This is a genomic window from Levilactobacillus wangkuiensis, from assembly GCF_016861605.1.
Taxonomy (GTDB): Bacteria; Bacillota; Bacilli; order Lactobacillales; family Lactobacillaceae; genus Levilactobacillus; species Levilactobacillus wangkuiensis.
Window position 1 is genome coordinate 133826 of sequence record NZ_BOLM01000003.1, and the last position, 26868, is coordinate 160693.

Annotated in this window: 19 protein-coding genes; 10 read left to right on the plus strand and 9 right to left on the minus strand. The window is 50.5% G+C overall.

The annotated features are described in order from the left end of the window. Positions 1-138 precede the first annotated feature (138 nt). A complete protein-coding gene (locus JUF13_RS02960) occupies positions 139-1146 on the minus strand; it encodes an aldo/keto reductase (protein ID WP_203637641.1) in 1008 nt (335 codons plus the stop codon). 442 nt (positions 1147-1588) lie between these two features. Then, a complete protein-coding gene (locus JUF13_RS02965) occupies positions 1589-2434 on the minus strand; it encodes an aldo/keto reductase (RefSeq protein ID WP_203637642.1) in 846 nt (281 codons plus the stop codon). A 509-nt stretch (positions 2435-2943) separates the two neighbouring features. On the opposite strand from JUF13_RS02965, the gene JUF13_RS02970 reads away from it, so the two are divergent. From JUF13_RS02970 to JUF13_RS02985, 4 genes are all read left to right on the plus strand, one after another. After that, the gene (locus tag JUF13_RS02970; protein WP_203637643.1) at positions 2944-3333 is read left to right on the plus strand and encodes a DUF2255 family protein; all 390 of its coding nucleotides are present in this window, start codon (positions 2944-2946) and stop codon (positions 3331-3333) included. A 747-nt stretch (positions 3334-4080) separates the two neighbouring features. Beyond that, the gene (locus JUF13_RS02975; protein ID WP_203637644.1) at positions 4081-4782 is read left to right on the plus strand and encodes an ABC transporter ATP-binding protein; all 702 of its coding nucleotides are present in this window, start codon (positions 4081-4083) and stop codon (positions 4780-4782) included. A 9-nt stretch (positions 4783-4791) separates the two neighbouring features. Continuing rightward, positions 4792-7365: an ABC transporter permease gene (locus JUF13_RS02980; RefSeq protein ID WP_203637645.1), complete on the plus strand. Its 2574-nt coding sequence runs from the start codon at positions 4792-4794 to the stop codon at positions 7363-7365. 140 nt (positions 7366-7505) lie between these two features. Beyond that, positions 7506-7901 (plus strand): DUF1828 domain-containing protein, encoded by a 396-nt coding sequence (locus tag JUF13_RS02985; protein ID WP_203637646.1) that lies wholly within the window; start codon positions 7506-7508, stop codon positions 7899-7901. 99 nt (positions 7902-8000) lie between these two features. Here the strand turns inward: JUF13_RS02985 and JUF13_RS02990 are convergent, their stop codons facing one another. Continuing rightward, positions 8001-9269, minus strand: a complete 1269-nt coding sequence (locus JUF13_RS02990) for a D-alanyl-D-alanine carboxypeptidase family protein (protein WP_203637647.1) — start codon at positions 9267-9269, stop codon at positions 8001-8003. Between the two features lie 472 nt (positions 9270-9741). On the opposite strand from JUF13_RS02990, the gene JUF13_RS02995 reads away from it, so the two are divergent. Beyond that, entirely contained in the window at positions 9742-10188 is a 447-nt protein-coding gene (locus JUF13_RS02995) for a CopY/TcrY family copper transport repressor (protein ID WP_125764310.1), read from the plus strand. A 143-nt stretch (positions 10189-10331) separates the two neighbouring features. Further along, complete coding sequence (locus JUF13_RS03000) at positions 10332-12353, plus strand: heavy metal translocating P-type ATPase (protein ID WP_373301394.1); 2022 nt, start codon at positions 10332-10334, stop codon at positions 12351-12353. Between the two features lie 354 nt (positions 12354-12707). Here the strand turns inward: JUF13_RS03000 and JUF13_RS03005 are convergent, their stop codons facing one another. Together JUF13_RS03005 and JUF13_RS03010 are read right to left on the minus strand one after the other, a co-directional pair. Further along, positions 12708-13970 (minus strand): DUF5776 domain-containing protein, encoded by a 1263-nt coding sequence (locus JUF13_RS03005; protein ID WP_203637648.1) that lies wholly within the window; start codon positions 13968-13970, stop codon positions 12708-12710. 445 nt (positions 13971-14415) lie between these two features. Next, positions 14416-15351 carry a DMT family transporter gene (locus tag JUF13_RS03010; protein ID WP_203637649.1) on the minus strand — a complete coding sequence of 312 codons (936 nt, stop codon included), beginning with the start codon at positions 15349-15351 and terminating at the stop codon, positions 14416-14418. 1542 nt (positions 15352-16893) lie between these two features. On the opposite strand from JUF13_RS03010, the gene JUF13_RS03015 reads away from it, so the two are divergent. From JUF13_RS03015 to JUF13_RS03025, 3 genes are read left to right on the plus strand one after another with little or no spacing between them, the layout of a single operon-like run. Further along, positions 16894-17646 carry an ABC transporter permease gene (locus JUF13_RS03015; protein WP_203637650.1) on the plus strand — a complete coding sequence of 251 codons (753 nt, stop codon included), beginning with the start codon at positions 16894-16896 and terminating at the stop codon, positions 17644-17646. Next, positions 17643-18647, plus strand: a complete 1005-nt coding sequence (locus JUF13_RS03020; protein ID WP_203637651.1) for an ABC transporter substrate-binding protein — start codon at positions 17643-17645, stop codon at positions 18645-18647. The genes JUF13_RS03015 and JUF13_RS03020 overlap by 4 nt, the downstream gene beginning before the upstream one ends. A 2-nt stretch (positions 18648-18649) precedes the next feature. After that, on the plus strand, positions 18650-19399 hold the full coding sequence (locus JUF13_RS03025; RefSeq protein WP_203637652.1) for an ABC transporter ATP-binding protein: 750 nt from the start codon (positions 18650-18652) through the stop codon (positions 19397-19399). A gap of 122 nt (positions 19400-19521) precedes the next feature. Here the strand turns inward: JUF13_RS03025 and JUF13_RS03030 are convergent, their stop codons facing one another. Beyond that, a complete protein-coding gene (locus JUF13_RS03030; RefSeq protein WP_308439864.1) occupies positions 19522-20832 on the minus strand; it encodes an MFS transporter in 1311 nt (436 codons plus the stop codon). A gap of 17 nt (positions 20833-20849) precedes the next feature. Next, positions 20850-22919: a beta-galactosidase gene (locus JUF13_RS03035; protein WP_203637653.1), complete on the minus strand. Its 2070-nt coding sequence runs from the start codon at positions 22917-22919 to the stop codon at positions 20850-20852. A 171-nt stretch (positions 22920-23090) separates the two neighbouring features. On the opposite strand from JUF13_RS03035, the gene JUF13_RS03040 reads away from it, so the two are divergent. Next, positions 23091-23975: an AraC family transcriptional regulator gene (locus tag JUF13_RS03040; RefSeq protein WP_203637654.1), complete on the plus strand. Its 885-nt coding sequence runs from the start codon at positions 23091-23093 to the stop codon at positions 23973-23975. Positions 23976-24084: 109 nt separating this feature from the next. On the opposite strand, the gene JUF13_RS03045 is transcribed toward JUF13_RS03040, so the two are convergent. Continuing rightward, entirely contained in the window at positions 24085-25086 is a 1002-nt protein-coding gene (locus JUF13_RS03045) for a GW dipeptide domain-containing protein (RefSeq protein ID WP_203637655.1), read from the minus strand. Positions 25087-25260: 174 nt separating this feature from the next. Then, positions 25261-26679 carry a C69 family dipeptidase gene (locus JUF13_RS03050; RefSeq protein WP_203637744.1) on the minus strand — a complete coding sequence of 473 codons (1419 nt, stop codon included), beginning with the start codon at positions 26677-26679 and terminating at the stop codon, positions 25261-25263. Positions 26680-26868 lie beyond the last annotated feature (189 nt).

The window sequence follows — 26868 nt, forward strand, 5'->3', positions numbered from 1 at the left end:
GTCCAGAGGAGGGATTTTTTAATTTCACACAAAAACCGTTCCAACACGGGGGAGTGTCGGGACGGCTGTTGTGGTTGTTATGTTAGTCGTTATTGCTGGTTGCTTGATGGGAAACCTGTTGCGTTCGTTCTTTAAAAATTAACGTTGATAATTAATGTCATCGGAAGCTAAGGGCCCAACTAATTCGTGGGGTACATAGGGTTCCTCCAGGTACTGGACGTCCTCGGGACTGAGCGTTAAGTCCAGCGCCTTGACCGCGCCCGTTAAATGACTGCTCTTCGTGGCCCCAATGATGGGCGCCGTGACGGTTGGCTTCTGTAACAGCCAGGCTAAAGCGACCTGGACCCGTTCGACACCGTACTCGTCGGCAATTTCACCGACGCGCTTGATGATTGGCAGGTCTAATGGCTTGCTGTCGTCATACTTCGACCGGGCAACCTTGTCCGTCTTGTAGCGCTTGGAGTCGCCGGCCCAGTCACGGGTCAACCGGCCGGAAGCCAACGGACTGTAAGGCGTCACCGCGATACCTTGGTCGGCACACAGTGGCAGCATTTCCCGTTCTTCTTCGCGGTATAACAAATTCAAATGGTTCTGCATGGACACGAACTTGGTCCAGCCGTGAGCTTCGGCAATGGCCTGGGCCTTTTCAAACTGCCAAGCAAACATCGCGGAGGCGCCAATGTAGCGGGCCTTACCGGATTTGACCACGTCGTTCAGGGCTTCCATCGTCTCCTCGATGGGCGTGTTGTAATCCCACCGGTGAATGATGTAGAGGTCCACGTAGTCCGTTTGCAGGCGTTCGAGACTCTGGTCGATCTGTGACAGAATAGCCTTGCGCGAAAGTCCAGCTAAGTTTGGACCAGCTTCGGGCGTGAAAAAGACCTTCGTGGCCAACACGATTTTGTCGCGATCGGCCAGCTTGTTTAAGGCGTGACCCACGAACCGCTCGCTATCCCCGTGGGAATAGATGTTGGCCGTGTCAAAAAAGTTAATGCCTAGGTCAAGGGCTTGGCGAATGACCGCCTCACTCTGTTCCTCGTCAACGGCCCAGGGAAACATCCCCGTGGACGCGTTGCCGAAACCCATGGTGCCTAGACAGAGCCTGGAAACGTCCAGACCCGTGTGTCCTAGTTTGGTGTATTGCATAATTGTTGAGGGCTTCCTTTTGTTTGTGGCTTTGGTGAATTGGAGGCTGAGGGTGCGTGGTTGGTAGTTGAGCGTTGGGGGATTGTTTCGCTTAATAACGCTAAGTGATTTGAACCCCTTTTTTTGCTTAACCATGACTCTGGTTTGAGGCGTTAATCTTGTTCTCGCCTTTTTATCCCGAATCTGGCAGTCTCCGAAACGTGCTACGCGGGGCAGGTTCCTGCGCTTAACCCTGGTTCAAGGTAGACCTTAAATTCTACCTTGCTTTAGGGCATTTGACTGGTTCTTCGCGGAACTATTCCGGTCCTGGCAGCCTCCGAAACGCGTTCCACAGGGCAGCTGGTTCCGCTTAACAACGCTAAGCAAATAACCCAAAACCGGGGTTATTCACTTAGCGCCGTTAATGCTCGCCAGCTAACCGCCCTGTTCCACGCTCTTTCTTCTAATCACCAACCGGGTGCCAGCTGTTTTCGTCCGTCAACCGGTTCAAGAACGCCATGTCCTTGTCGTTGATTTCGAAGTCGAGTTGGGCGTTGGCTTCGACGTGGGCCATTGCCCGGGCCTTTGGAAGTGGTGCGACGCCATTTTGGATGACGAAACGTAAGGCCAGTTGTGGAATTGAGACGCCGTAGTTGCCAGCGACCCGTTCCAGTTCTGGACTGTCGACCAAGCCACCGGTAGCCAGTGGTGAATAAGCTTGAACCACGATGTCGTTGGCTTCAGCGGTCTTAACGATACTGTCCTGCGTGTGGCCGACGAAGTATTGAATTTGATCAACGGCCGGCTTGACTGTCAGACCATCCCAAGTCAACAGGTTTTCCAGGTCGTGTGAATTAAAGTTGGACACCCCAACCGACTTGGCCCGACCGCTGTTGTAAATGTCTTGCATGGCCCGCCAAACGTCGCGGTTCTCGGCATCATGGTTGGAACCCATTTGGGCCCATGGCCATGGCGCATGGATAATATAAGAGTCCACGTAGTCCAGGTTCAGTGCAGCCAAACTGCTGTTAAAATCGGCGATAGCTTCGTCGTAGGTCTTGGATTCAGCGGGCAGCTTAGTTTGAACGAAAATAGCCTCACGCGCCACGTCGCTAGCGGCAATGGCCTCGCCAACACTCTGTTCATTTTGGTAAGCCTTAGCGGTATCAATAAACCGGTAGCCAGCCTGCAGCGCATTGCTGACGGCATCGACCGTTTCCTTGCCAGGCTTGGTTTGCCAGGTCCCGAATCCAACCTTAGGCATCTTCAAACCGTTGTTTAAATCAAACGTATCCGTAATTGTTGGCATTTTTAGTTCCTCCTTCAACGCTAATAAGCTTGGTTTTCGTGAAAATAAAGAGTGGTATGTTGCCGTTCTCGGCGCCGGGCTCAAGACGGCCTGCCTCTGATCACTCACATGGATCACTTATTTTCACGAACTAACAGCCAAGCCTATCGCTTATATTTCTGAGTATAGTACCTTCGTGTTGGTCTAAGGCAAGGGGAATCAGCAACTTTTTTGTGATTTATCACCCAATCAGTTAATTTATTTAAATGATTTTTCGTCCTATTCACTAATCACGTACTAAATCGTCAAGATTCCTTTAATGGCGGTATTTTTAAGCACATACCACCACTGAATCGCCCTTAATATTCCATTCATATTTGCCAATATAATCAATATGGGCATTTGCAATTATATTTAAATGGCATATACTTACGAATTGTAAGTGACAAACAGAAAAACCTTCCCGTGTTCTCGCAGACACGGATGATAACCGTTGACTCGAACTCGCATATAAATGGAGGAATTTAATCATGGATATGACTACTACACAATGGACCACTGAACAATTAGACATCTTTTTAAACAACAAAACATTAACGATGAAGCCGTTTAACCCCGACATGACCACCTTTGAAGAAGAATCCCCCGTCTGGGAAGTCGTTGTCGATGGCAACGTCTACTCCCGCGGCTGGAACGGCGACCAGACCAAGTGGTTCATGGCAGCCACTGCCCAAAACGCTGGCGAAATCTGTGTCGGCGACCACGACTTTGCGGCCCAATTTGAAACCATTGACCACTCCGCTGAGCTGGACGCTAAAATCACTGCGGCCTACAAGGCCAAGTATGACGGGCAGAACTCGCTGCCTAAGATGATTTCGGCAGGCCCTACCTACGCCACCCTCCACGTCTTACCTCGCTAGGACAAGTGACGTTCAGCGCCTCCGGTCGGGTGAAAATGAGAGCGGAACGCTGTGGGCGGACGCCCGAAGCCAAAGTGCGGTCTTCGGACTTACTTTGAGTCACTGAGAGTCGTGTCTCAAAGATACCAATTGCCTAAGCGGCCAAGACCGCCACTAAGGCAATTCCCACGGCTGGCCACATTTTCACCCGCCCTCCGGCTAACGGCCACTTAGCCCAACGAGGCAACTAATCAACTTTGATATGTGTAACACTCTAAATAGATTCACGCAAAACAAGCAATCCTTCATAACTGGGGTTTGCTTGTTTTTATCATCTTTTGTAACCGTTTTCCGTTGTGCTAGTCCCGGTTTCAGCCTACAATTAACTTATTGCTAAACTTAATTTCAAAACAAAAACCTGTCCCCCATACCATCAGGCTAAACCAATGTCAGCCGCAGGGTTGGTTAAAATGAGCCAACCCAATCAGTGCTAGTGACCAGAGGCGGATCAAAGTGACCAGCTGTGTCGATGGTCTTAGCTGAGTGATTTTTCTCAGCTTAGAGCATGGGACGACCTTTGAGACCGCACTTTGGCTCAAAGTCGAGGTGGAAGCCCGCTTCTCAGGCTGGAAGCGGCCCCACAGCAGGGCGCTTTGAATCCGCCGCCGGGAACGAATGCCACAGCGTCACGGCTCATTTTCACCGACCCGGAGGCACTGCAACCAGCTAGTTTTAACCCAAAATCAATTTAGAAAGAGAGACCTGATTATGGCCTACATAGAAGTCAAACACGAAACCAGACAATTCACCCAAGGCGACCAACTCACCACCGCCAACCACGACATTTCCTTTAGCGTGGAACGCGGCCAGGTCGTCACGATTCTCGGACCCAGTGGCGCCGGCAAATCCACCCTGCTCAACATTCTCGGTGGCATGGACAGCCCCACGGACGGGCAAGTCTTGATCGACGGGACCGACATCGCCCAATTTACCGCCAAACAGCTGACCACCTACCGCCGCCAGGACGTGGGGTTTGTCTTTCAATTTTATAACCTGGTCCCCAACCTGACCGCTAAGGAAAACGTCGAACTGGCGTCGCAGATTACCAGTGATGCCCGCGACGTGGACGAGACGCTGGGACTGGTCGGCCTGACCGACCGGGCCAAGAACTTCCCGGCACAATTGTCCGGCGGTGAGCAGCAACGGGTCGCCATTGCCCGGGCCATCGCCAAGAACCCCAAGCTCCTCCTGTGTGACGAACCCACCGGCGCCCTGGATTACCAAACGGGTAAACAGGTGCTGCAGGTCATTCAAGACGGCGCCCGTCAGACCAACATGACCGTCATCATCGTGACCCACAACGGGGCGATTGCCAAGATGGGCGACCAGATCATTCACATCAACGACGCCCAGGTCCAGTCGATTCAGCAGAATCCCCAGCCGACACCGATTGCCGACATTGAATGGTAGGTGATGACCATGACAAAGAGTTATTGGCGCGTTTTATGGCGTGAAATTGGCCACTCCAAGGCCCGTTTCATCTCGATCATGCTGATTATTTTTCTGGGTGTGGCCTTCTACACCGGGATTCGGGCAACCGGGCCGGACATGCTGCAGGCGGCAACGGATTACTATGCCAACCAGAATCTGGCGACCAACAGCGTGCAATCCACGGCGGGGCTGACGAAAAAGGACCTGGCCGTCTTACATCAACACCGAGAGCAATTGCACTATCAAGCCGTAAAATACTTAGATATTAATCAACTAAACAATAATCAGGTCGTGCGGGTCGCGGAAATGCCCAGCGGGTCCCTCAATCGGGTGACCGTCGCGAGTGGCCATCTGCCCCGCCAGGCCAATGAAATTGTTTTGGATCAACAGGCGCGGACGCTTCAGCCGAAACTCAAGCTGGGATCGACCTACCGGATTGCCACGACCAGCGCGCTGAACCGCCAGTTCAATCGGCGAACGTTTAAAATCGTGGGCTTCGTCAACTCACCGCGCTACATCGAGAAGACCACCCGCGGCGTGACGACCGTGGGCAAGGGCACGCTGGATTACTTTGCGCTGGTCAAGCCGGGAACGCTGACGCAGACCGTTGCCAGTCGCATCGACGTGGGCTTTAAAAACCTGCGGGGCGTGACCCCCTACACCGCCAAATACAAGCGGTTGAATCGGGCCAATACGGCCAAACTCAAGCGTTGGCTAAAACCGCAGGCAGCTAAACGCCAGACCCAATTACAACGGCAGGCCCGCGCGCAACTGGCGCCCCAGGTCGCCAAGGTCCAGGCGTTAGCCCAACAACTACCGGCTAACTCGCCCATTCTGACGAAGGCCCAAGCTCAGATCAAACAGGCTCAGGCCAAGATTGCCGCGATTGGGCGACCGACCTACTTGGTGACCGGCCGCGCCCCCAACCCTGGCTACAGCGAATACCACGAGAACACGCAGCGGGTCGTCGCCTTGTCGACGGTCTTTCCCCTATTTTTCATCGCGATTGCCGCGCTGATCTGTCTGACGACCATGACGCGGATGGTGGCCGAGCTCCGGGTCCAGATGGGCACACTCAAGGCCCTGGGCTACAGCAATGCCGCCATCGGCAGTGAATTTCTCCTGTACGGTGGCCTCGCCAGCCTGCTAGGAACGGTGCTGGGCGTGGGCTTTGGCGTCAACTTCTTCCCTCGGTTCATTGCCCAAGCCTATGGCAGCATGTACAATCTGCCGGCCATCAGCGTGCAGGTCATCTGGGCCGACATTCTAATTGCGCTCGTGATTGCGTTGGCCTGCACGATTGGCAGCGCCCTGCTCGTTTTGCGGGTCGACCTCACTAGTCTACCGGCCACGTTAATGCAACCGAAGGCGCCCAAGGCTGGTAAAACGCTGTGGTTGGAACACTGGCACGGCCTCTGGAACCGTCTGAATTTCAATCACAAGGTCACGCTGCGCAACCTCTTTCGTTACAAACAGCGCCTCCTCATGACGGTGCTGGGCATCGCGGGGTGTATGGCCATGATGATCACGGGCTTTGGCCTGAAGGATTCCATCGGCGATATCAGTGTGAAACAATTTGATCAGCTCTGGCACTACGACGCCATCGTGGTGCGGAATGGCTCACAGACCGCTCAACAACGCCGAGCCCTCCACCGCCAATCCCTGGTGAAGAAGGACCTGGTTGTAAAACAGGCGCAGGTCACCGTGGAACGGGCGGACGTCGCCAATCAAACGGCCACGTTGAGCGTGCCGCAGCATCCCCAGAACCTCACGCAATTCGTCGTCCTGCGCAATCGACAGACCCACGCGACCTACCACCTGAACAATCGCGGCGCCATCATCGATGAAAAAATGGCCAAGCTCTATGACGTTCGGGTCGGTGACACCCTTCCCGTGAAGCTCGGCAACCGCCAAGTGAAGCGGGTGCGGGTGGCCGCGATTGCAGAAAACTACGTCAATCACTTCATTTATGTCTCACCCAGCTATTACCACCAGCTGTTTGCGACGACCCCCGTTTATAATGGCAACCTGGTCCAGTTCACCCACCACAGTCAGAAGCGGCAGAATGCCTTTGCCAACGACCTCTTGAAGACGCCGGGCATGTTGAACGTGACCCTACTGAGCACCGAGAAGAAAAATAACTTCCAGATGCTCGATACCATGGACCTGGTCGTCGTCATCTTCGTGGTCGCGGCCGGCGCACTGGCCCTGGTCGTGCTCTACAACCTGACCAACATCAACGTTTCCGAACGGATTCGTGAGCTGTCGACCATCAAGGTGCTGGGCTTCTACGACGGCGAGGTCACGATGTACATCTTCCGCGAGAATTTAATCCTAACCGGACTAGGCATCTTCTTCGGCTGTTTTCTGGGAAACTGGCTACACAGCTACATTTTAAATACCGCCGAGACCGACAGCCTCATGTTCTCGCCGGGCATTCACTGGGTTAGCTACGTCTACGCGGCCCTGTTAACGCTGGCGTTCAGTTTACTGGTCATGGCCATCATGCACCGCAAGTTGAAGCATATTAATATGTTGGATGCGTTGGCTTCGGTGGATTAGAAAATTTGTTTGAAATGGGATCAGGACTTAATTGTTCTGATTCTTTTTAATTTGTCATAGAAGACCTAAAATCATCTTCTCTAGATATTTAGACGTATAATCAATTTGACACCAAAATATCTTATACCTGGAGGCCCACCTTGGACACGGAAGCACGACTACGCAGCTACACCAATTGGCTCCGTCAACAGTATCAGATTACGCATCTACCTGACAGTAACAGTGATGAGATTTCCACCCCTTTTCTTAACCACCTCAACGATAATATTCGGCTATACGTCTCAATTTTAAATAACGACAAAATACAGCTTGATGACGACGGTGAAACCTTAACTAACCTCGAGTTATCAGGAATCAATCTAAGTGCACCTCTGCCAATGAGGATTATCCAGGAGACCTGTCAAAATTCTGCAATCACGCAAAATGAAGACACCCTTCAAGTTATCAGCAATACCACCAATTTTCCGGTCATCATGCACCAATTAATCTCGACAATTCTTCGTATTGATGACATTAGTTTTCTCAAGCTTCCGTGAATAATCTCGTTAAACCGACAATCAATATTATACAAAAAACAGGTTTCACCCCAAAGTTACGGGTGAAACCTGTTTGATTTACATCGAACTACTTTTAATTTAACCTTCAAACGCCGAGCCCATCGGTTTAATCAGCGTCTGTAACAGTTGGTCCACCTGTGGCTGGGTCTTGAACACGACGCGTTCAGCAAAAAGCGTGGCCGATTGTTGTGAATGGTACGTGACCTGTTGCTTGGCTCCGGTCTGCGTATCCGTCACCGTCGCTTGGGCAACGGGCTCGCCAGCATTGACGGTTCCGGAACTCATTTGCGCGGGGGTCAGCTTGGTAGCGACCGTGGTGGTCAACCCGGCCGTTTTATCTTGGTACCACACGCCCGCCTGACTGCTGGTGGGCGCCGCCGTGACGGTCGTGGCCAGCCCGGTGGCCAGGGAGATTCGCCGGTCCGTTAACGCGGTCGTTTCCAATTGGTACTGCTTTTTCAACTGCTTAATGAGCTTATTCATTGCGGTAAACGTGGTATCCCCACCCAGAATCGTGGCGATCATCCGTTGGCCGTTGACCGTGTAAGTCGCGGTAAAACACAGCTTGGCGTTTTCCGTGTACCCGGTCTTCAAGCCATCAATATTGGCCTTCTTATCGTAATGCGATTGGCCCTTCAAGCAGGAGTTTTCGTTATAAATTTTAGTGCCGTTGATGCTGGCTTCCTTTTTCCCAGAAACCTGGACGATGCTGGGGTCGGCCTGAATCAGATGCTGGGCCACAATCGTAATGGCCTTGGCCGAAACCAGATTTTCTTCCTTTTTCCCGGTGCCTGGCAAGACGAGATTGTAGTCCTTCAGGTCGGTGTTGTCGAGACCGGATGAACTGATGAAATGGGCCTCGATACCCCAGTCCGTGCTTTGTTGATTCATGAGCTGAATAAACTTGGCGTTGTTGCCGGCAACGTACTCACCTAACGCGGTCGCCGCACTGTTGGAGGAGGCAATCATTGCCGCCGCCACTAACTGTCGAACCGTGAACGTCTCGCCCTTTTTCATACGGAGAGACGAGTACGCATAGCTGTGACTGAGTTTCAACAGATCGTGACTCATGGGTACCTGATCATCCCAATTAATTTTGCCTTGATTGATGGCGTTGACCGTTAAATAGACGGTCAACAATTTTGATAACGACGCGATGGGGTAGCGCTTGTCTGCGTTTTGCTGGTACAGCACCTGCCCACTCTGCGCGTCCATCACGTAAGCGGACCGCGCCGCAACCTTCGTGACGGTTTTAGCGGCCGCGGTCGTTGTGGACCCGCCACCTAAAATGACCGCGATGAGGCCCAGAATCACGCCCCGCCGAAGCCAATGTTTAAATAGAACCACGAGCGTCAACGCTCCTTTCAATTTCGTACGTTCTATTATACAAAACCACGAGGCCGATGGCGTGCTAAAATCCAAACTTGCTAAAATTTTAACTTCTTACAAATCTATTTGTCATATTATTACCATAGTGTTATTTTTCGGGGTGTACTGACCTAGTTAACCCGATTGTTAAGTCCCCGCACCCACTCCATCAGAAAAAGTCGCACCACCTATCGGCCATCACCCGGAGTGCTACCCTAAGAAAGACTACCGGTCTCTACGCGCTCATCTGCGTGTCGACCGGCCCCAAATTCTCACCCGAGACTTCCCCCTTGACAGGTTACGTTTACAGTTGTAAACTCAAGTCACCAATCAAGGTTAGGTTGGCTCAAACCACCACCTTGATTTTCCCTCAGCCGCTCACTATTACCGCGGCTGACCCGCACCATTTCCCCTAACCAATAACCGTTCCACTAAAAAAGGAGTGTTCACCATGGCCACAGCAGAATTAGCCGTCACCATTTCCGACGCAGAATGGCGCGTCATGCGCATCGTCTGGACGTTAAAAGAGACCGACAGCCGCACCATCATTGACTTACTCGAACAACAACACGATTGGAAGCCCGCCACCATCAAGACTTTAATCGGCCGGCTGGTCAAGAAGGGCGCGCTGGCCACCACCAAGCAGGGCCGCCAGTTCATCTACACCCCGCTGATTCCGGAACAAGCCGCCATGGACACCGCGCTGACCAATGAGATCAGTCAGATGTGTGCGATGCACCGTGGGACCGCGATTGCCCACGTGTTGGAAGACACCGAGATGAGCCGCGCCGACGTGCAAAATTTAATCGACGTGCTCGCTAAGAAATTACCAACCGCCCCCGAGTCAGTCCACTGCGACTGTCTCCCCGACGGCTGCGAAGGGAGTTGTGCAGAATGAAAAATGAACGCGATTTAGGCATGTCTCATATGAACATGCAACAAGATCTGAAGGGCGGCCACGACCACCACGACATGGACAAGATGGACATGGCTAACATGGATATGAACATGGGCGATGGCCCCACTGACGAACACCAAGACATGAGCAACATGGACATGGCCCACATGGATATGGACATGGGCGACGGCCACATGATACACATGGGCAATCTGAAGCGCAAGTTCTGGGTCTCCCTCATCCTGACGATTCCCGTCGTTCTGATGTCGCCCATGATGGGCATGACGTTGCCCTTCCAGCTGATTTTCCCCGGGAGTGACTGGATTGTCGCCGTCTTAGGCACGATTCTCTTCTTCTACGGTGGCTATCCCTTCTTCAGTGGGGCCAAGGCCGAGCTCCAAATGAAGCGCCCCGCCATGATGACCCTGATTGCCATGGGGATCGGCGTGGCCTACGTTTACAGCATCTACGCCGTCATTGCTAGCAATCTCTTCCACGTCACGCCGACCGTGAACAACTTTTTCTGGGAGCTCTCGACCCTGATTGTCATCATGTTATTGGGCCACTGGATTGAAATGAACACCGTCATGAACGCCGGGTCTGCCGTGGAAGCGCTGGGTAAATTACTTCCCCAAGAAGCCCACGTTCAGGACACCCAAGGCAATATTACCGACGTTAAGTTAAGTGACCTACAAATCGGTGAAACTGTGGTTATTCGGGCCGGTGAACAAATTCCCGCCGACGCCAAGATTCTCAGTGGGACCTCAGACGTGAACGAATCCCTGGTCACTGGTGAATCCAAGGCCGTCAACAAGACCACGGACGACACCCTGATTGGGGGCGCCGTTAACGGAACCGGGACCCTGACCGCTACCGTCACGGGGACCGGGGACTCCGGTTACTTGGCCCAAGTCATGAAATTGATCAGTGACGCGAAGAATGCCAAGTCCAAGTCAGAAAACCTGGCCGACCGGGTCGCGGGCTGGCTCTTCTACGCCGCCCTCTTTGCCGGCATCCTGGCCTTCATCGTTTGGTTGACCGTGGCTAATTTAGCCGTGGCCTTACCCGTCGCCGTGGCCGTCTTCGTCATCGCCTGCCCCCACGCACTGGGCCTGGCCGTTCCACTGGTTGTTTCCCGGAGTACCGCACTGGCCGCTCAGAACGGCTTACTGATTCGTAACCGGAACGCCATGGAACAGGTTAACCAATTAAAGTTCGCCCTGATGGACAAAACCGGGACGTTAACCATGGGTGAATTCAAGGTCAACCACCTGGTTAGTTTAACCCCTGATTTAGACGAACAAGCTGTCTTACAACACTTAGCCAACCTCGAAAGTGGCTCCAGCCATCCCCTAGCAACCGGGATCTTAACGGCCGCCAAGGCAAAGGGTCTGACGGTCACCGCCGCTAGCGATACCCACCAAGAAACCGGGCTCGGCCAATTTGGCACCATCGACGGCACCACGTACGGCGTCGTTTCCGTCAACTATTTGGACCAGAAACACCTGACCTACGACCACGACCAATTCACGCAGTTCGCTGCCGAAGGAAACTCCATCAGCTACCTGGTTGCTGGCGACCAAGTCCTTGGCCTCGTCGCACAGGGTGACCAGATCAAGCCAGCTGCCAAGACGCTGGTCGCCTCATTGAAACGCCAAGGCATTACGCCGGTTATGTTGACCGGTGACAACCAGGAAACGGCGAACAAGGTCGCTGCCAGCGTGGGTATCACTGAAGTCCAAGCGCGCCTCCTGCCGGAAGACAAGGAACGTTTGGTCCAGGAATACCAACAAAAAGGTAAGGTCCTCTTCATTGGGGATGGCGTGAACGATGCGCCAAGCCTAGCCCGCGCGGACATCGGGATGGCCATTGGGTCCGGGACCGATGTGGCGATTGAATCCGCCGACATCATCCTGGTCTCCAGCGACCCAGCCGACGTCATCCAGTTCTTAGATTTGGCAAGAGCCACCCACCGCAAGATGACCGAAAATCTCTGGTGGGGCGCTGGCTACAACCTGATTGCCATTCCACTGGCCGCCGGCGTGTTGGCACCGATTGGCTTCATGTTGAACCCCATGGTGGGGGCAGTGGTGATGTCATTGAGCACCATCATCGTCGCCATCAACGCCATGACGTTAAAGATCAAAGCGGTCCCGACCGCATAGATTGGTTTTGCCGCGCCTTACCGGCTGAAAAAAATGGACTGGAACACGGTGGGCAGGACGCCCGAAGCCAAAGAGCGGTCTTCTGCCTCGCTTTGAACCGCCAAGAACGCGTTTCAAAGTCGCCATTTACCTACCAGCGTTGCACGCTAATAGGTAAATCCCACGGCTGAGTCCATTTTTTCCAACCTCACGGCTCACACAGCGTTAATTCGCGGGTCCGCTTGCTCCTTAACGTTGGCATCAACTAGTCTTTAATTTCATCCCATACAATTCAAAATAGCGTAAGACCTGCCATTGTCGACAAGTCTTACGCTATCTTTGTACATACTTGAAGTTACTGAAAACGTGCTAACATCACTTTTTAATGACCAACACTTTATTGGCTGAGATATAATGGCCATTCGATAAGACAAAACGATTCGTTAGATGATACGACTTAATAGCCTTAACCTTCAGACTAGTTCCTTGCGCATAATGCTTCAAGTGCTTACCACTGAGACTGACTTGATCATAGGCGTTGATACCATGCCGACTCAGAACCTTAATAGCCTTAGGCTTGGTCTGATAGTAAGTATTCGTCACATAATTACTATTAGCCGTGATAAATCCTTCTCGCTGTGGATTGCGAACGTCACGTACTTTATATCGCAGCGTGCCCTTCTTAGAACGGGCATAATTTGTGACTACAAATTGTGGCCGGCTCGTTCGCGATTGCCTATCATACAAGTACCGCCGACTCATTTTACTAAAGTTAGGTGTTTTGTAGAGACCAATAGCCTTTGTGGCGTAAACTGCCAAACCTTTGACTTGAACATTTTGCGGATCTTGATTGTTTTTCGAAGAAGAATCGCTACTGGAACTAATCGTATCAGCAGCTGGGGTGACGGTTCCACTGGGAGTAACGGGTGTGCTCTTTTTAACATAATGGAAAGTAGTCGTATAATCACCATCCGTAGTGACGGGATCAGTTGCCCGTGGTGTATAACCATCAATATTATAGGTCACACGGGTGAGATCATCACGCATAGCAGTCATATCATTAGCAACATCAGCGTTCATATAGCTAGTGCCATCACTATGTACTGAACTGATTGGTAATACAATGGGACTCTGAACCGTTTGCCCATTCTGATCAACGAAGTTCACGACAAAATTAGTAGGTGTGAGACCACCATTGTCAGTTAGCTTGTCACCACTGGTACCAATATTCAAGGTAACATTAGAATCAATCTTGAGCCAATCGTCTTCACCCACACGGACGAGAAAGTTGGCATTATGATTTGGTGTTAGTAAGAGCGTAAAGCAATCTGCATCAGTTGGATTGTCGCTCAATATGTGATCTGTCAGCTTGTCACCAATCTGGTTGTACAACGTATAATCACTAAAGTTTTTCAATTGAACTTTCGAAGTACTGCCTGCATCTGGAAGTTGAGCCCAAACGCCAGGACTATCATTTAAAATATCATGTGAAAAATTAAAGCTACTGATATCCCTCGTTAACGGCGTCGACAATGTATCTGAAGATGAAGCGCTTACGTTTGACTGAACGATAACACTACCAGTTACTAATGCTACTGAGAACAGTAAAGTAGACAAAACAATTTTATTTAATTTCATAAAACACTAATTCTCCTTTCTGTTAAAACTTTTTACACTTTAAGTATAGTTTTAGATAGCAATAAGAGCAACGAGTTTATTCAAGAATCATTACGGCTATTACAAAAGGATGAAAGGCTGCAACAACGTAAAATAGCGTAAGACTAGTCTTGTCGACAAGTCTTACGCTATTTTTGTACATCATTGAATTGCTTAACACTTCAGAAAACACAAAACACCAGGAACCAAGTGGACTCACCACCCGCACTAAACCAGTCTAAGCCGTGAGGGCATAAAAAATGAGCCCAGTCGTGGGATTTACGGAGCGTAGCGGAGTAAATGGTGATTTTGAGACTCATTTCTCAGAGGCTCAAAACAAGTCCAGAGACCGCCCTTTGGCTCTGGGCGTCCTCCCCACCGCGTTCCGGCCTATTTTCACCGCCCGGTAAGGCGAATCCAGACCCGTTTAGTCCGGGTTGGTGCGGAAGCGGCGGATTAGCCGAATCATCTGGCGCCCATTTAACGACAGCACCATCACCGCTAAGATCACCAGCGCGCCGCCAATCAAGTCGAACTTGGTCAGCTGAACGTTGAGGAACATCACGGAAAATACCGTGGCGGACAGGGGTTCGAAGGCGTCCAGCAAGCTGGCCGTGGTTGGCAAGATGTAGCCCAGCGCGTGGGCAAACATCAGGAACGGAATGACCGTCCCGAAGACAATAATGATGCCAATCATGCTCCAGCCGGCCCAGGACAGCGTGACGTGTTCCTGCCAAACGGGTCCGAAAGCATTTAAACAGATACCGGCAACTAGCAGGCCCCAGCCGGTCACGGAAACGGCGCCAAACTTGGGCAACAGTGGCCGTGGAATCAGCGTGTTCGTCGCAACCCCGATGGCTGACAGCCCGCCCCAGAACAGGACGACCGGTGAAATGGCCAGGCTGTTGAGGTGCCCGTGTGTCACAATCAACAGGGTACCGATGAAGGCAATCGCCATCCCCATGGCTTCGGGCCGGGTCGGCGTCACGTGTTTGAATACTAAGAAATAAATACTAATGATGAACGGTCCGAGGAACTGAATAATTGTGGCGACCGGCGCATTGCCGAATTTAACGGCCTCGAAATAGCACAGCTGAACCGGCACCAATCCCAATAGGCCGTAGCTGACGACGCGTAGGGCCGTGCCCCGCTGGCGCCAAATTTCAAACGGCTTGATGCCAATCACTTGGCCAAAGACTAATAAAATAATCCCAGCGCTAATCATGCGGACCTGGGTCAGCCACAGTGCCGTCACCTCGGGGCTCATCGTAAACAGCGTGCTCGCCGCAACCCCTGAGATGCCCCACAAGATGCAGGCCACACTCGCCAGTAACACGCCGCGTAAATGATGTTGTGGAGTCATAGTTGCCCCACCCGTGTCAGTCCAAATTTCATAATCAGTCTCCCTCTCTCTGTGCCGATTTATGCATTATTTTATAACGGCAAGGCTATGCCAACCATCGCCGTTCTTGCGTTCTAAAATTAACGAGCAAAGACCAGTATAACAAAAATGACGAAAAGTCCCGCCCATTTTTGAAAATTTTCACGAGATTCTTATTGTTAAGCGTTTTCTCTTTTGGCAAACAAAAACGAGGCCACCTTTGACGGTTAGCCTCGTGTAAAGCAAACCTATTTCCAGGTCGCACAATCGCGGTCAATTACGACAAAGCTAAGGAGTCCAGCTGGCTTGGAGCTAAACCGGCCCCACAGCAGGGCGCCTTGAGTGTATGTACACCGGTAACACTCTCAGCCAACAACAAAATCAAAGAGTCCAGCTGGCTTGGAGCTAAATCAGTCTTAGCCGCAGCGCTGGGGAAAATGAGCCAGTCGTGGGAGTGACCAGAGGTGCGCCAAGGTGACCAGCTGTGTCGATGGTCTTAGCTGAGCGATTTTCTCAGCTTAGAGCATGGGACAACCTTTGAGACCGCCTTTCAGGCTCAAAGGTGAGGTGGAAGCCCGCTCCTCAGGCGGGAACCGGCTCCACAACAGGGTACCTTGAGTGCGCACCAGTAAATTCACTCAGCCAACAGAAAGACCAAAGAGTTCGACTGGCTTTTGGGGCTAAACCAGTCTTAGCCGCAGGGCTGGGGAAAATGAGCTCAGCCGTGGGAGTTACCTTAGCGGGTTTCCCGCTTAGGTAACTGCTATCTTTGAGACACGCTTCTCAGTGGCTCAAAGTAAGTCTGGAGACCGCCCTTCGGCTCCAGACGTGCGCCCACAGCGTCACGGCTCAATTTTCCCCAGCCCGGAGGCAAAACCAAAGACTAGTTTAGACCCCAAACCAAAAAGGAACCTCGCATGCGCGAAGCCCCCCAATCTCAGCTCAGAACCCGTCAGTCACGTTGATGGTAGTCACTAGACACGGTCCACAATTTCTCTGATAAAGCTGAGTAACCAAGTCACGTCATAACTTTAGCCATGACTTTGGATTCATTTTACGATACTCGCCGCCAGCACTCCCGTAGAGTCATTCGGTTAGCTTGGCCAGCAAATTAAGGGGAACGACTGGTTAAGCGTCAAACGATTTTAGTCTCGGACCTTTTGCCCCATCGCTACGAAAGATTAGGCCCATTATCCCGCCAAAATTGGCGAATTGTCTTTATTTACTCCAAGACAAAGCCTGTCATACCAAGGAATTGACACCTAAAAATCACCACAATCAAATTTCGAAGGATTCACTTTGAGACAAGTAAATTGAGTTGTTCCGGTAGAATTGCCATGCTATACTAAATCCAATTAAAAAAGTTTCTGGGGATACCGTTTAAACGGCACGAGAGTAAGTTGTGAACTTTGACCCATTGAACCTGTCAGCTAACACTGGCGCAGGGAGAAACGCGCGGATGCTCTATCCAGGCGGACTTACTCCCCCGGATGGAGCTTTTTTCGTGAAGAAAGGTGGTTTTACATGAAACACAAGTTATACCCGCTGGGCAGCCTGGTCCTGCTGCTGGCTGCTTGGCAACTCGCGGTCACCCTCCTCCACGCGCCGGCGTTCATTTTACCCAGTCCGGTGGCCGTGAGTCAGGCGCTGGTGGCGGACGGACCCGGCCTCCTGCAAAATTCGTGGGTGACGCTGTACGAATCCCTGATTGGCCTGGGTATCGCCTGCCTGTTAGCCTTCTGTACGGCGCTGGTCATGGACCGCTGGCAGCTGCTGTACCAGTCATTTTACCCGTTGCTGGTCATCTCACAAACCCTGCCCGTCATGGTGTTGGGTCCCCTGCTGAGCCTGTGGTTTGGCTTTGGCATGGCGCCCAAGATCATTCTGGTCGTCCTCATGAGTTACTTTCCCATCATCGTGGCCTTTTCGGAGGCGCTGGGAAAGGTCTCCGGTGAGCAGATTCGCTTTCTCCAGACCATGGGGGCCAAAAGCTGGCAGGTCTACCGGCTCCTGAAGATTCCGCAAGGCATGCAGGGATTCTTCGCCGGCCTACGAATCGCCGCCACCTACTGCGTCAGCGGCGCCATCATCGGGGAATGGTTGAGCGCCGAGGCCGGACTGGGTTACTACATGATCCGCGTGAAAAACGGCTACCAAATCGACAAGGTCTTCGCCGCCATTCTCTGCGTGATTGTGCTGAGTTTAGGGTTAAACATCGTGACGCGCATTTTTCAAAAATTATATTATAAAATGTTTATTCAAGGGAGATTATTATGAAATTAACGAAGCTTTGGTTCCTGGTGCCACTCTTACTCTCACTGACAGCCTGTGGCAACGCTAAAAATCAATCATCCGATTCTAAATCTGCTAAAAAATTGACCGACGTTTCAATCGTTCTCGACTACGTGCCCAATACCAATCATACGGGGCTGTACGTGGCAAAGGATAAGGGCTACTTCAAGCAGGCCGGCCTAAATGTTAAAATCATTGAACCCGGCGACAACGCTACCAGTATCGGCATGGTCGGCGCCAACAAGGCCCAATTCGGGGTCAGCTACCAAGAAGACGTGACGTTCGCCCACGCCGATGGCAAGAATATCCCGGTCAAGGCGATTGGGACCGTCATCAAGCACAACACGTCCGGGTTCGTCTCGCTCAAGTCCAGCGGCATCACCTCGCCCAAGGATTTTGCGGGCAAGACCTACGCCGGTTGGCAAACGCCTAGTGAAGAGGCCGTGTTGAAGGCCGTCATGAGCAAGGCTAAGGTCGACCCCAAATCCCTGAAGATTGTCGGCGCGACCGGCGATGGTCCCAAGAGTCTGGGCAAGAAGAACGACCTGCAGTGGTGGTTCCAAGGCTGGGACGTGATTCGCGCCAAGGATGACGGCATCAAGGTCAACTACATGCCCCTTCGCAAATTGGATAAGCGGCTGGACTACTATACGCCCGTGATTATCACCAACAACACCCAATTAAAGAAGGACCCGAAGCTGGTCAAGGCCTTCATGAGCGCCACCAAAAAGGGGTACCAAGACGCCATGGCCCATCCTAAGGCCGACGCCAAGATCTTACACAAGTACGCCAAGGATGCCGACCTGAGTTTCCTGGAGGAATCGCAAGCCTTCCTCTCCGCTAACTACACGGATGACGCGGCCAAATGGGGCCAGATGGACGCCAAGGTTTGGGACAACTACACCGGTTTCATGAAGGACTACGGTCTGATCAAGAAGACCATCCCGGCCGACACCCTGTACACCAACCAGTACGTCGGGGACTAGCCATGCCGATTACCTTGCAAAATGTCAGCCTCACGCTAGATAAGCTGGACATTTTAAATGACGTGACCGCGACGATTGCGGACGGCAGCTTCGTGTCGCTGATTGCCCCCAGTGGTGCGGGCAAGTCCACCATTTTGAAATTACTGACCGGACTACTGACGCCGTCCATGGGTAGTCTGGCGGTCGATGGCCAGCCGATTACGGGGCTCAACACCACGTTCAGTTACCTGCCGCAGGAAGACATGCTGTTCCCGTGGTACACCATCGACCAAAATATCACGTTGTATCAGCGCATCAACCACCAACCCGTGGATCAGGAACGCGTCACCGAATTGCTCACGCTCTGTGGGCTGTTGCCCTACCGCAAGTTTCTCCCCCACCAGCTGTCCGGCGGGATGCGACAACGGGTCGCCCTGTTGCGCACCATGCTCAACCAGGCCGACTACCGCCTGTTAGACGAGCCGTTCGGAGCACTGGATGCGATGACGCGCGGCCTGATGCAGGACTGGCTGCTGGGACTGCCGGCCGAGTTGAAACGCACAACCTTACTGGTCACCCACGATATCGAGGAGGCCATCTACCTGTCCGACCGGATTCTCGTGTTGTCGGCGCGGCCGGCCCACGTGGTCCAAGACATCGCCCTGACGCCGGTCACCCGCGACCGTGCTTGGCTGGCGACGCAGGCCCCGTTGAAGGCGGAAATTTACGAACTGTTGCGCGCGGATTGTCTGGCGGCGGGAGAACACCTGTGATTCATCATTGAGCGTTACGAAAAAGGTCAGAGTATTTGAGAATTTCATCTCAGATACCCTGACCGTTTTATCGTCTATATCGATACACCGTAATTTGCTACTATAAATATTATTCTAATCATCTAAACCGTCTTATGTTCATTAATCATCAAGACCATCCCAGCACCTAATAGGGCAACTACCGCAAGTACCGGTAAAATTGGCATATAGTTCTTGCCAACCATGTCAAAGAGAATTGCGCCCAATACTGGTGCCAAAATTTGTGCCCCAGTGTTAGCTAAGTTCAGAATTCCCAAGTCTTTAGCTGCAGTTTCAGGATCAGGTAAGACTTCTAGGTTCAATGCTTGATCGACTGAACTAAAGATTCCTGAACCGGTACCAGCAATGACCCCATACCAAATCATCGTTGCAGGACTCTTAAAGATAAATGGGAGTACCGTCCCAATCGAAATCAGCAAGGCGGCAAACGCAACAACCCATTTCCGAGTCTTTAATTTATCTGAAACGGGGCCGGCCGTCGATGAGAAGATAATCGCCGTAACCATTGTGGCAGTCCCCATCAAGGAAATATACTTCCCTGCCTCAGAACTTCCAAGATTCATCCCACTAGTCAGGAAGAAAACTTGGTAAGTAGCGAACGCAGTCGTAGTAATCACAATCAACATCTTACCGAATAAAGCCAGATAGAAGTTACGCACCTTATGGATAGGGAAGATAAATGCCTTAACAAAACCACTCAAATCAAGTTTTTCCTTAGGCATCCCCAAGCTGGACTTTTCTTTTAACAGAATCGCCGCTACTGGACCTGACAATAAAATCAAAGCAGCGAAGATATAATAACCAGTATTAATCAGACCAGTATTCGTATTGCTTAAAAATTGCCCACCGACAACGGGACCACCATATTGGCCAATCACAAATCCCACTGCATAGATGGATGAAATCGTTCCCCGATGCATCGGGGCAACTTGATCTGCAATCACTGCCAATAATGGGGCAACAATCATGTTAATAAAGGTTTGAATCCCACACCACAGCAGAATGAAGATTGGTAATTGTTGTTCCGTCTTGATCATTCCCAGACCGACCATCACTGCAGCCGTTAAAACAGAACCCACAACAATCCAAGGTGTCCGCCGTCCCCATCTCGAATGGGTTCGATCAGACAAAGCCCCAATAATAATTGTTGTTAGCGTTGAAACAACGGCACCAATCGTTCCAAGAACCGCTAGAAAACTGTTGACTCTCGAACCAGCACCACCCATAATATTAGCCAACTTGGCTGGATTAAGAATCGAGCTCACACCATTAAATGGTCCCAACCACAGTAATACACCAATAGCTACGGCCACCCCAACCCGAACTGGAACTTTGGGTTGTTGCTTATCGGTATAGCTTGCATGCCATTCCTGGCTCATCTGCTTATTTTCCAACTTAAAAATCTCCCTTGTTATCGTTTCACTTCAAAAACTTTAACCGTCCAAGGTGCTAGCGTAAATTGACCATCCTTCGTCTGCTTTGATTCATCGTGAATTTCGGTTCCAGCCTGAGACTCAAATGTCACCTGCTGATTGTCATTTGAGTAATTAAAGTAGAAATCAAGAACGTTGCCATTTTCTTCGATTAATTGTTTATTGATAATTGGAAAACGCTGCTCTTGTCGACTGGTCCACAGCCCACTTTGCTTCAAGATATATTGATATAACACACGCATAGACTCATCATTTAAATAAGTGCCAACGTAGAAGGCATGCCCTTTTCCAAACGCATTCTCAGTAATTGCGGCATACTTCCCCCAGTACGGGTGATCGTACATAGCAAGTGGCTTACCAGTAGTTGGCGTTAACAGTTCCGCCCAATACTTGACCGGCTGCTCTTTTAAATCAGATAACCCAGCAACCCCAGAAATTGTCATGTCTCGTTCTGGCTTGCCAGTCGAAAAGTTTTGATCAGGTTCAACAAATAATTCATACGTCGTTCCAACCGCCTCAGAAATCTTAGCCGGTTGCGTATCAGTCCGAACCTTAACATCCTGATTCGTAAACCCAGAACGGAAAGAGTAAAGTACCGTCCCACCTTGTTCTTCAAAATGTTTGAGCTGTTCTAACTGACTATCAGAAGCGGAATACAGCATCGGGACGACCAGCAAATCATAATTGTCATTGGTAATTCTTGCATCGCCAACTTCTAAAATATCTGCCTCAACATTCATCTTATACAACGCATCGTAGTAAGAATGTAAAACATCATTGTATTGATGCTCGTTGGTACGGTCAAAAGCTGTGTTCTTGTATGGGAACCAGTCAACAGCACTTAACGCTTGATTGCTGACAACGAAGGCAACACGATTATTTTTATGAGAATTGACAAACAATAAGCCATTGTCAGCTAAATCTTTACCAATCGTTTTTGCTTCGTTGTAAACTGGATTAGGTTTGAAGTCCTGACTCAACAAACCTTTCCAATAGGTTTCATACCCATTGTGTGTTGAATGCCAGTGCCAATAACTAATCATGTTTGCCCCTGAAGCAATGTGTGAATACGCTTGCAATTTAAGCTGTCCTGGATATGGTACCCAGTGTTTAAAGGCTTGCGCTTCGGTTTCCATGACGATGTAATTGGCATCTTTAGTTGAGCGAGAAAAGTCCCCTGCGAAAGCGATTTCAATTCCAGTCAGATTATCTTGCGTCGGATGATAAATATCGACTGCCGTAACATCCATTGCTTTAGCCTCATCAAAATGATTGGCATCGGGTTGCAGTCCGTAAGAGTACCCCCGCCATTCCAAATCAAAGTTATTAGTCACAAACTGATCATCATGCTTATACTCATTAACTAAGTTCACCTGCCACTGCAGATAGTCAGTTGACAAGGTGCGCTTAAACTCATCAAACGCTGCACCCAAGCTCCCATTAATCGTTGAATTAATTGGTGGAAAATCTTCCCAAGCATTGATCCGGTTACTCCAGTAATCTAACCCATAGGCGAGGTTCAACGCGTCCAAATTCCCATTAAATTTCTTTTTAAGCCACTTTTGAAAAGCAATATAGACGTTATCACTGCTGGTATCAAAGTGTTTCGTCTCATTATCAACCTGAAATCCAATAACATTGGGCTTATCTGCGGTCCGACTGATAATCTGCCGAATAATTTTCTCAGCATGCATTCTGAAAGTCGGATTGGTAATATCAAAGATTTGACGAGCACCATAAACTTGTTTGCCAGCCTTATTCGTCAGCATGACTTCTGGATACTTCTTAGCTAACCAGGTTGGAATCGCATAGGTAGGAGTTCCAATGATGACTTGAATGCCAGCCTTGGCCATCGCATCAACGACTTTGTCTAACTTACTAAAATCAAAAACGCCTTCTTGTGGTTCGTAAGTTCCCCAAGTACTTTCACCAATCCGGACAACGTTAATGTTGGCAGCCTTCATCATTTCAATATCTTTATCTAAGCGGTCAAATGGCAGGTACTCGTAATAGTAAGCAGCACCATACAAAATTTTTTTGAATTTCAACTTAAATCGCCCTTTCTCAGCGTCATCGTTTAAGAAAACGCTTTCTTAATTGTTGAACTAAGTATCACAGGTTTAGCCAAACTTGTATAGATGGTAATTTGTCTTGAATTTATCCAAATATGATATAATAACTTTGCTAAGTACAGAACGTCTTAAGAAAGAGGACTAGTTATGGACTTCTTGGAAAACGCTAAAAAACTCCCAGTACTGGACTGGAATTTAACCTTCTTCGGTGCTCACGAGCAAAAAGTACGTGACGACTGGGCTGTTCCGGTTGAAAAACATTATGCTTTCGAATGTATCTACATTCTTGAGGGCACGGAGTTTTTGAATGTTTATGGGAAAACATATCCGCTTAATTCCGGTGATTTTGCTTTGATACCACCCGAAGTCTTGCATCGCGTTTGGGCTGGCAAGTCATTAAAATACTTCTGCTTTCATTTCGACTTAGATGACCCCACTCTTAAGGCCCAACTCATCGAAGGTCTCGACTATCATTACCCGAAAGATAGCCAGTTTACTGGTCTCTTAAAGCCACACTTATCCAAGCTGGATGGCCTTATTTCTGATCAGTCCTACGACTTCGACACCAAGATGATCATTCAAATCGAGCTATCTAAAATGCTCCAAATCTTTTTTCAAGATAGTAAGAAGGTCCGACAAAATAGTGAAACTAGTACAACTGAGTACGCTAGAATTATGGCTGATTACTTGAAGGATAAGCTCACAACACAGGTCTTAGACTATTTAAAGAATGGCTATATGGCTGACGGCAGCCTGGTCGAAGTGTCTGCAGCTATTGAAAAGGTCGGCTTCAGTGACGGCTACGGCTTCCGAATTTTCAAGAAAACGTACGGTATCTCCCCAAGAGAATACCTCACCAAATTAAAAATTAACGAAGCCAAAAAAATGCTGGCCAAACCACAGTATTCCATCAATGAGATTGGCAATGCCCTGGGATATAAAAATGTTGCAAACTTCAGCCGTCAATTTAAGCGCTGGACGCAAACCACGCCTTCTGAGGTTCGTAAGAACGGCCGAAAATTAACTTGGTAACACATCATTTAAGGATAAATAAAAATAGGATTAGGATACAAAAAGGTCAGGGTATTTGAGAATTTCTCTCAAACACTCTGACCACTTTTTAATTTCAGTTAATTCGACTTTAAGCCATCCACCCGCCGACGCTCAGCACGCTGACCTTGCCGGCTGGCGTGACCTTCACGTTGTAGGTGTACCCCTGAATATCAAAGTCCGATTGGGCCTTGAACTTCAGGTTCTTCGTGGTTTGCGTCACGGCTGTGGTCTGCTTGACCTTGCCCGTTGACGTCCGCGTCGTGAGCTTAACAGCCTTGCCGGCAGTAAAATCGTAAACCGCCGTTTCACTGTTTTGCTTCAGGAGGGCAACCCGTTGGACTTGACCAGCCTTCAGGGCAACACCGACCTTCACGTGGCCCGCCTTATCAACGGTAGTTAACGCCGTCGAGTCCGCGGACAAGTTCCGGCCCAGTTCCCGCTTCAGTAAGTCGGGGTATTGCCCCTTGATTACTGCGCTCTTAGGTAACCAGCCAATCGCCTTGCCATCAGCCGTTTCGAAGTACAAGTAGGACTTCTTGCTGGTGGTCGTTAACGATTCAACCGCGTACAACGTCCGGTAGCCATACGTGTGCCCGTAGTGGCTGGCCGCCGTTTTCCCTAAGGAATGGGCGGGCATGTTCCAGAAGTCATGCTTGGTGGTTGGCGTCCAGTAGGCGGCCTTCTTCACCGACTTCATGCTAGCAATCTGCTGGTGAAATTTCAGCTTATTGAGCGCCACGTAACCCCCAACCAATTTCACATTGGCCTTAGAGGCATTCGGCACAATCGTCCCGTGCGGCAAGGACTTGGCGCTCACCCGCGCCAGCCGCACGTAGCGCTGACCCTTGACGGTGATCACCTTGTCGACCGTCCACTGCTTCGTGGTGCTCTGATCCGTGCCCAAGACACTACTGTGCTTGTACGCCGCGCGGGGGTAACTGTAGACCTTAGTCCCCTTCGCTTTAAACGTAAACACCCGCTGCTTCGGGTACGCGGGTAACGTGACCTTTTTGGCCGCATTCGCAGTCGTCACGCCACCCCATAAACTCAGACCTGCCACACTAGCCAGGATTAACTTCGCCCATTTCATGGTTGTCTCCTCCTATATCTATCCTCAACTTTTAAGTCCTTACTCCGTCGGGCGTGGATAAAGATTTATCCACCACCCTTTTATGTCAAAATCCATTGCTGGAACTAACTATTGTTTGTGAGTAACGCCAAATTTTCCTTAGTCAGAGGATAGACTAGTGAAGCTAAACAGAAATTACAGGTTCTGACCCTTTTCCCAAGCCGTCTTGGATAATAACAAGCCGTGCTTGACCAGGTCATCGAACAATTGATGCGTCCGTTTAGAAATTTCACCGGCCGTTTCAGCGTTACTCTGCGTCAAGAAGTCCGTCGCGTCGCCCGTGATGGCTGCGTCGGTCGCTGCAACCCGGGAACGGGCGTAGGACTGGCAACCTTCACGGAAGGCATTGACGGCTTCCACATATTCGTGGAAATGTGGTTCAATGATAACAGATAACGTCTTATTTAGCCAGTAAACATTCTCAACATCGACGTCAGTAGTGGTGTTTTGGTAGTCCACCGGCGTATCCTTGATGTTGGTAAAGAATGGTACATAGGGTGCATAGGCGAAGAAGCCCATGGCAATCCATTGAATCGCCGCGTGATCGGCAGGAACATCATTTCTAATTTGTAAAATGGATGAACATTGGTTCCGGTCCATGGCGATTGGCCGGTACTTCTTCTGGTCGTCAGCCGAGCCGGAAGCGTAAGTGCCAAATGGATCGTAAGGTGTGCCATTGTAGTGAGAACTCAAGAAGAACTGCACGTCTTCAATCGCTAATTTCTTAGCGGGTACCCGGGTAAATGGCATGTCTTGGTCGGTGGGTTGTTGGTCCGTAATTTCTGGATTGAACAACTTTTGGCCGTACCAGGTCCGGGGCGTGTTGTAGTAAGCATCGTCTTCGCCGTGGGTCCCAAAGATTTCGCGGAAATTAAAGCTCCCCGGTGTCGGGTTCAAGTGATTCTTTTCCACGAAGTCAACTAGGTCCGTGGCAACCAAGAAGTTGTCGGTATCATTGAGGTCGACCTCTTGCATCAACGTCTGGTTAGGCGCGATGGCATAGCTGTCTTCTGGCAACCGCATCGCGGCCCAGTGGTGACCACCGGCCGTTTCGAGATACCAAATTTCATCGTTATCGTTAAAGGCGATACTGTTGCTTTCGCCAGTCCCGTACTTTTCGAGCAGGGCACCCAAGCGTTGGGCCCCTTCTTTGGCGCTCTTAATGTACGGCAAAACCAACGTAACCATGGCTTCTTCGTTGATGCCATCGTCAACCAGTGGGTCGTAGCCCAAGACGCGGGCGTTCGTGGCCGTGGTTTCGGTGGCACTCATCCCAACGTTAAACTCGTTGATGCCAGATTCTTCGTACTGGCCATCACTCTGGTCGGCTTGTGGCGTGCCTGTGTAGCGGAAAGCATGATCGGGTAAGGGAACGTTAACGCCAGTGGTGATTGACGTAAACGATGCGCCCGGTTGGTCCGTCGCTGGGTGGACCACAAATTTAATTGGATTAATCGGGCCGTAACCGTCCTCGTTACGCGCCACAATGGTAGAACCGTCAATACTGGCGGCCTTACCCACTAAAATCTCGGTACAATCGGAACTCTTCTTCAACATTTTGTTGTTCCGCCCCCTTTCTTACCAGTATAGGATTAAGTTTTGATTAGAGCCAGAGGTTTCCCAAAATATTCCTAGATTGTGTGGTTGGGGCTAAACGTATTGCCCCCGCCTCCGGGATGGTGAAAATAGGCCGGGACGCTATAGGCGGGCGGCGGAAGCCAAAGGGCGGTCTTCCCCCTTACT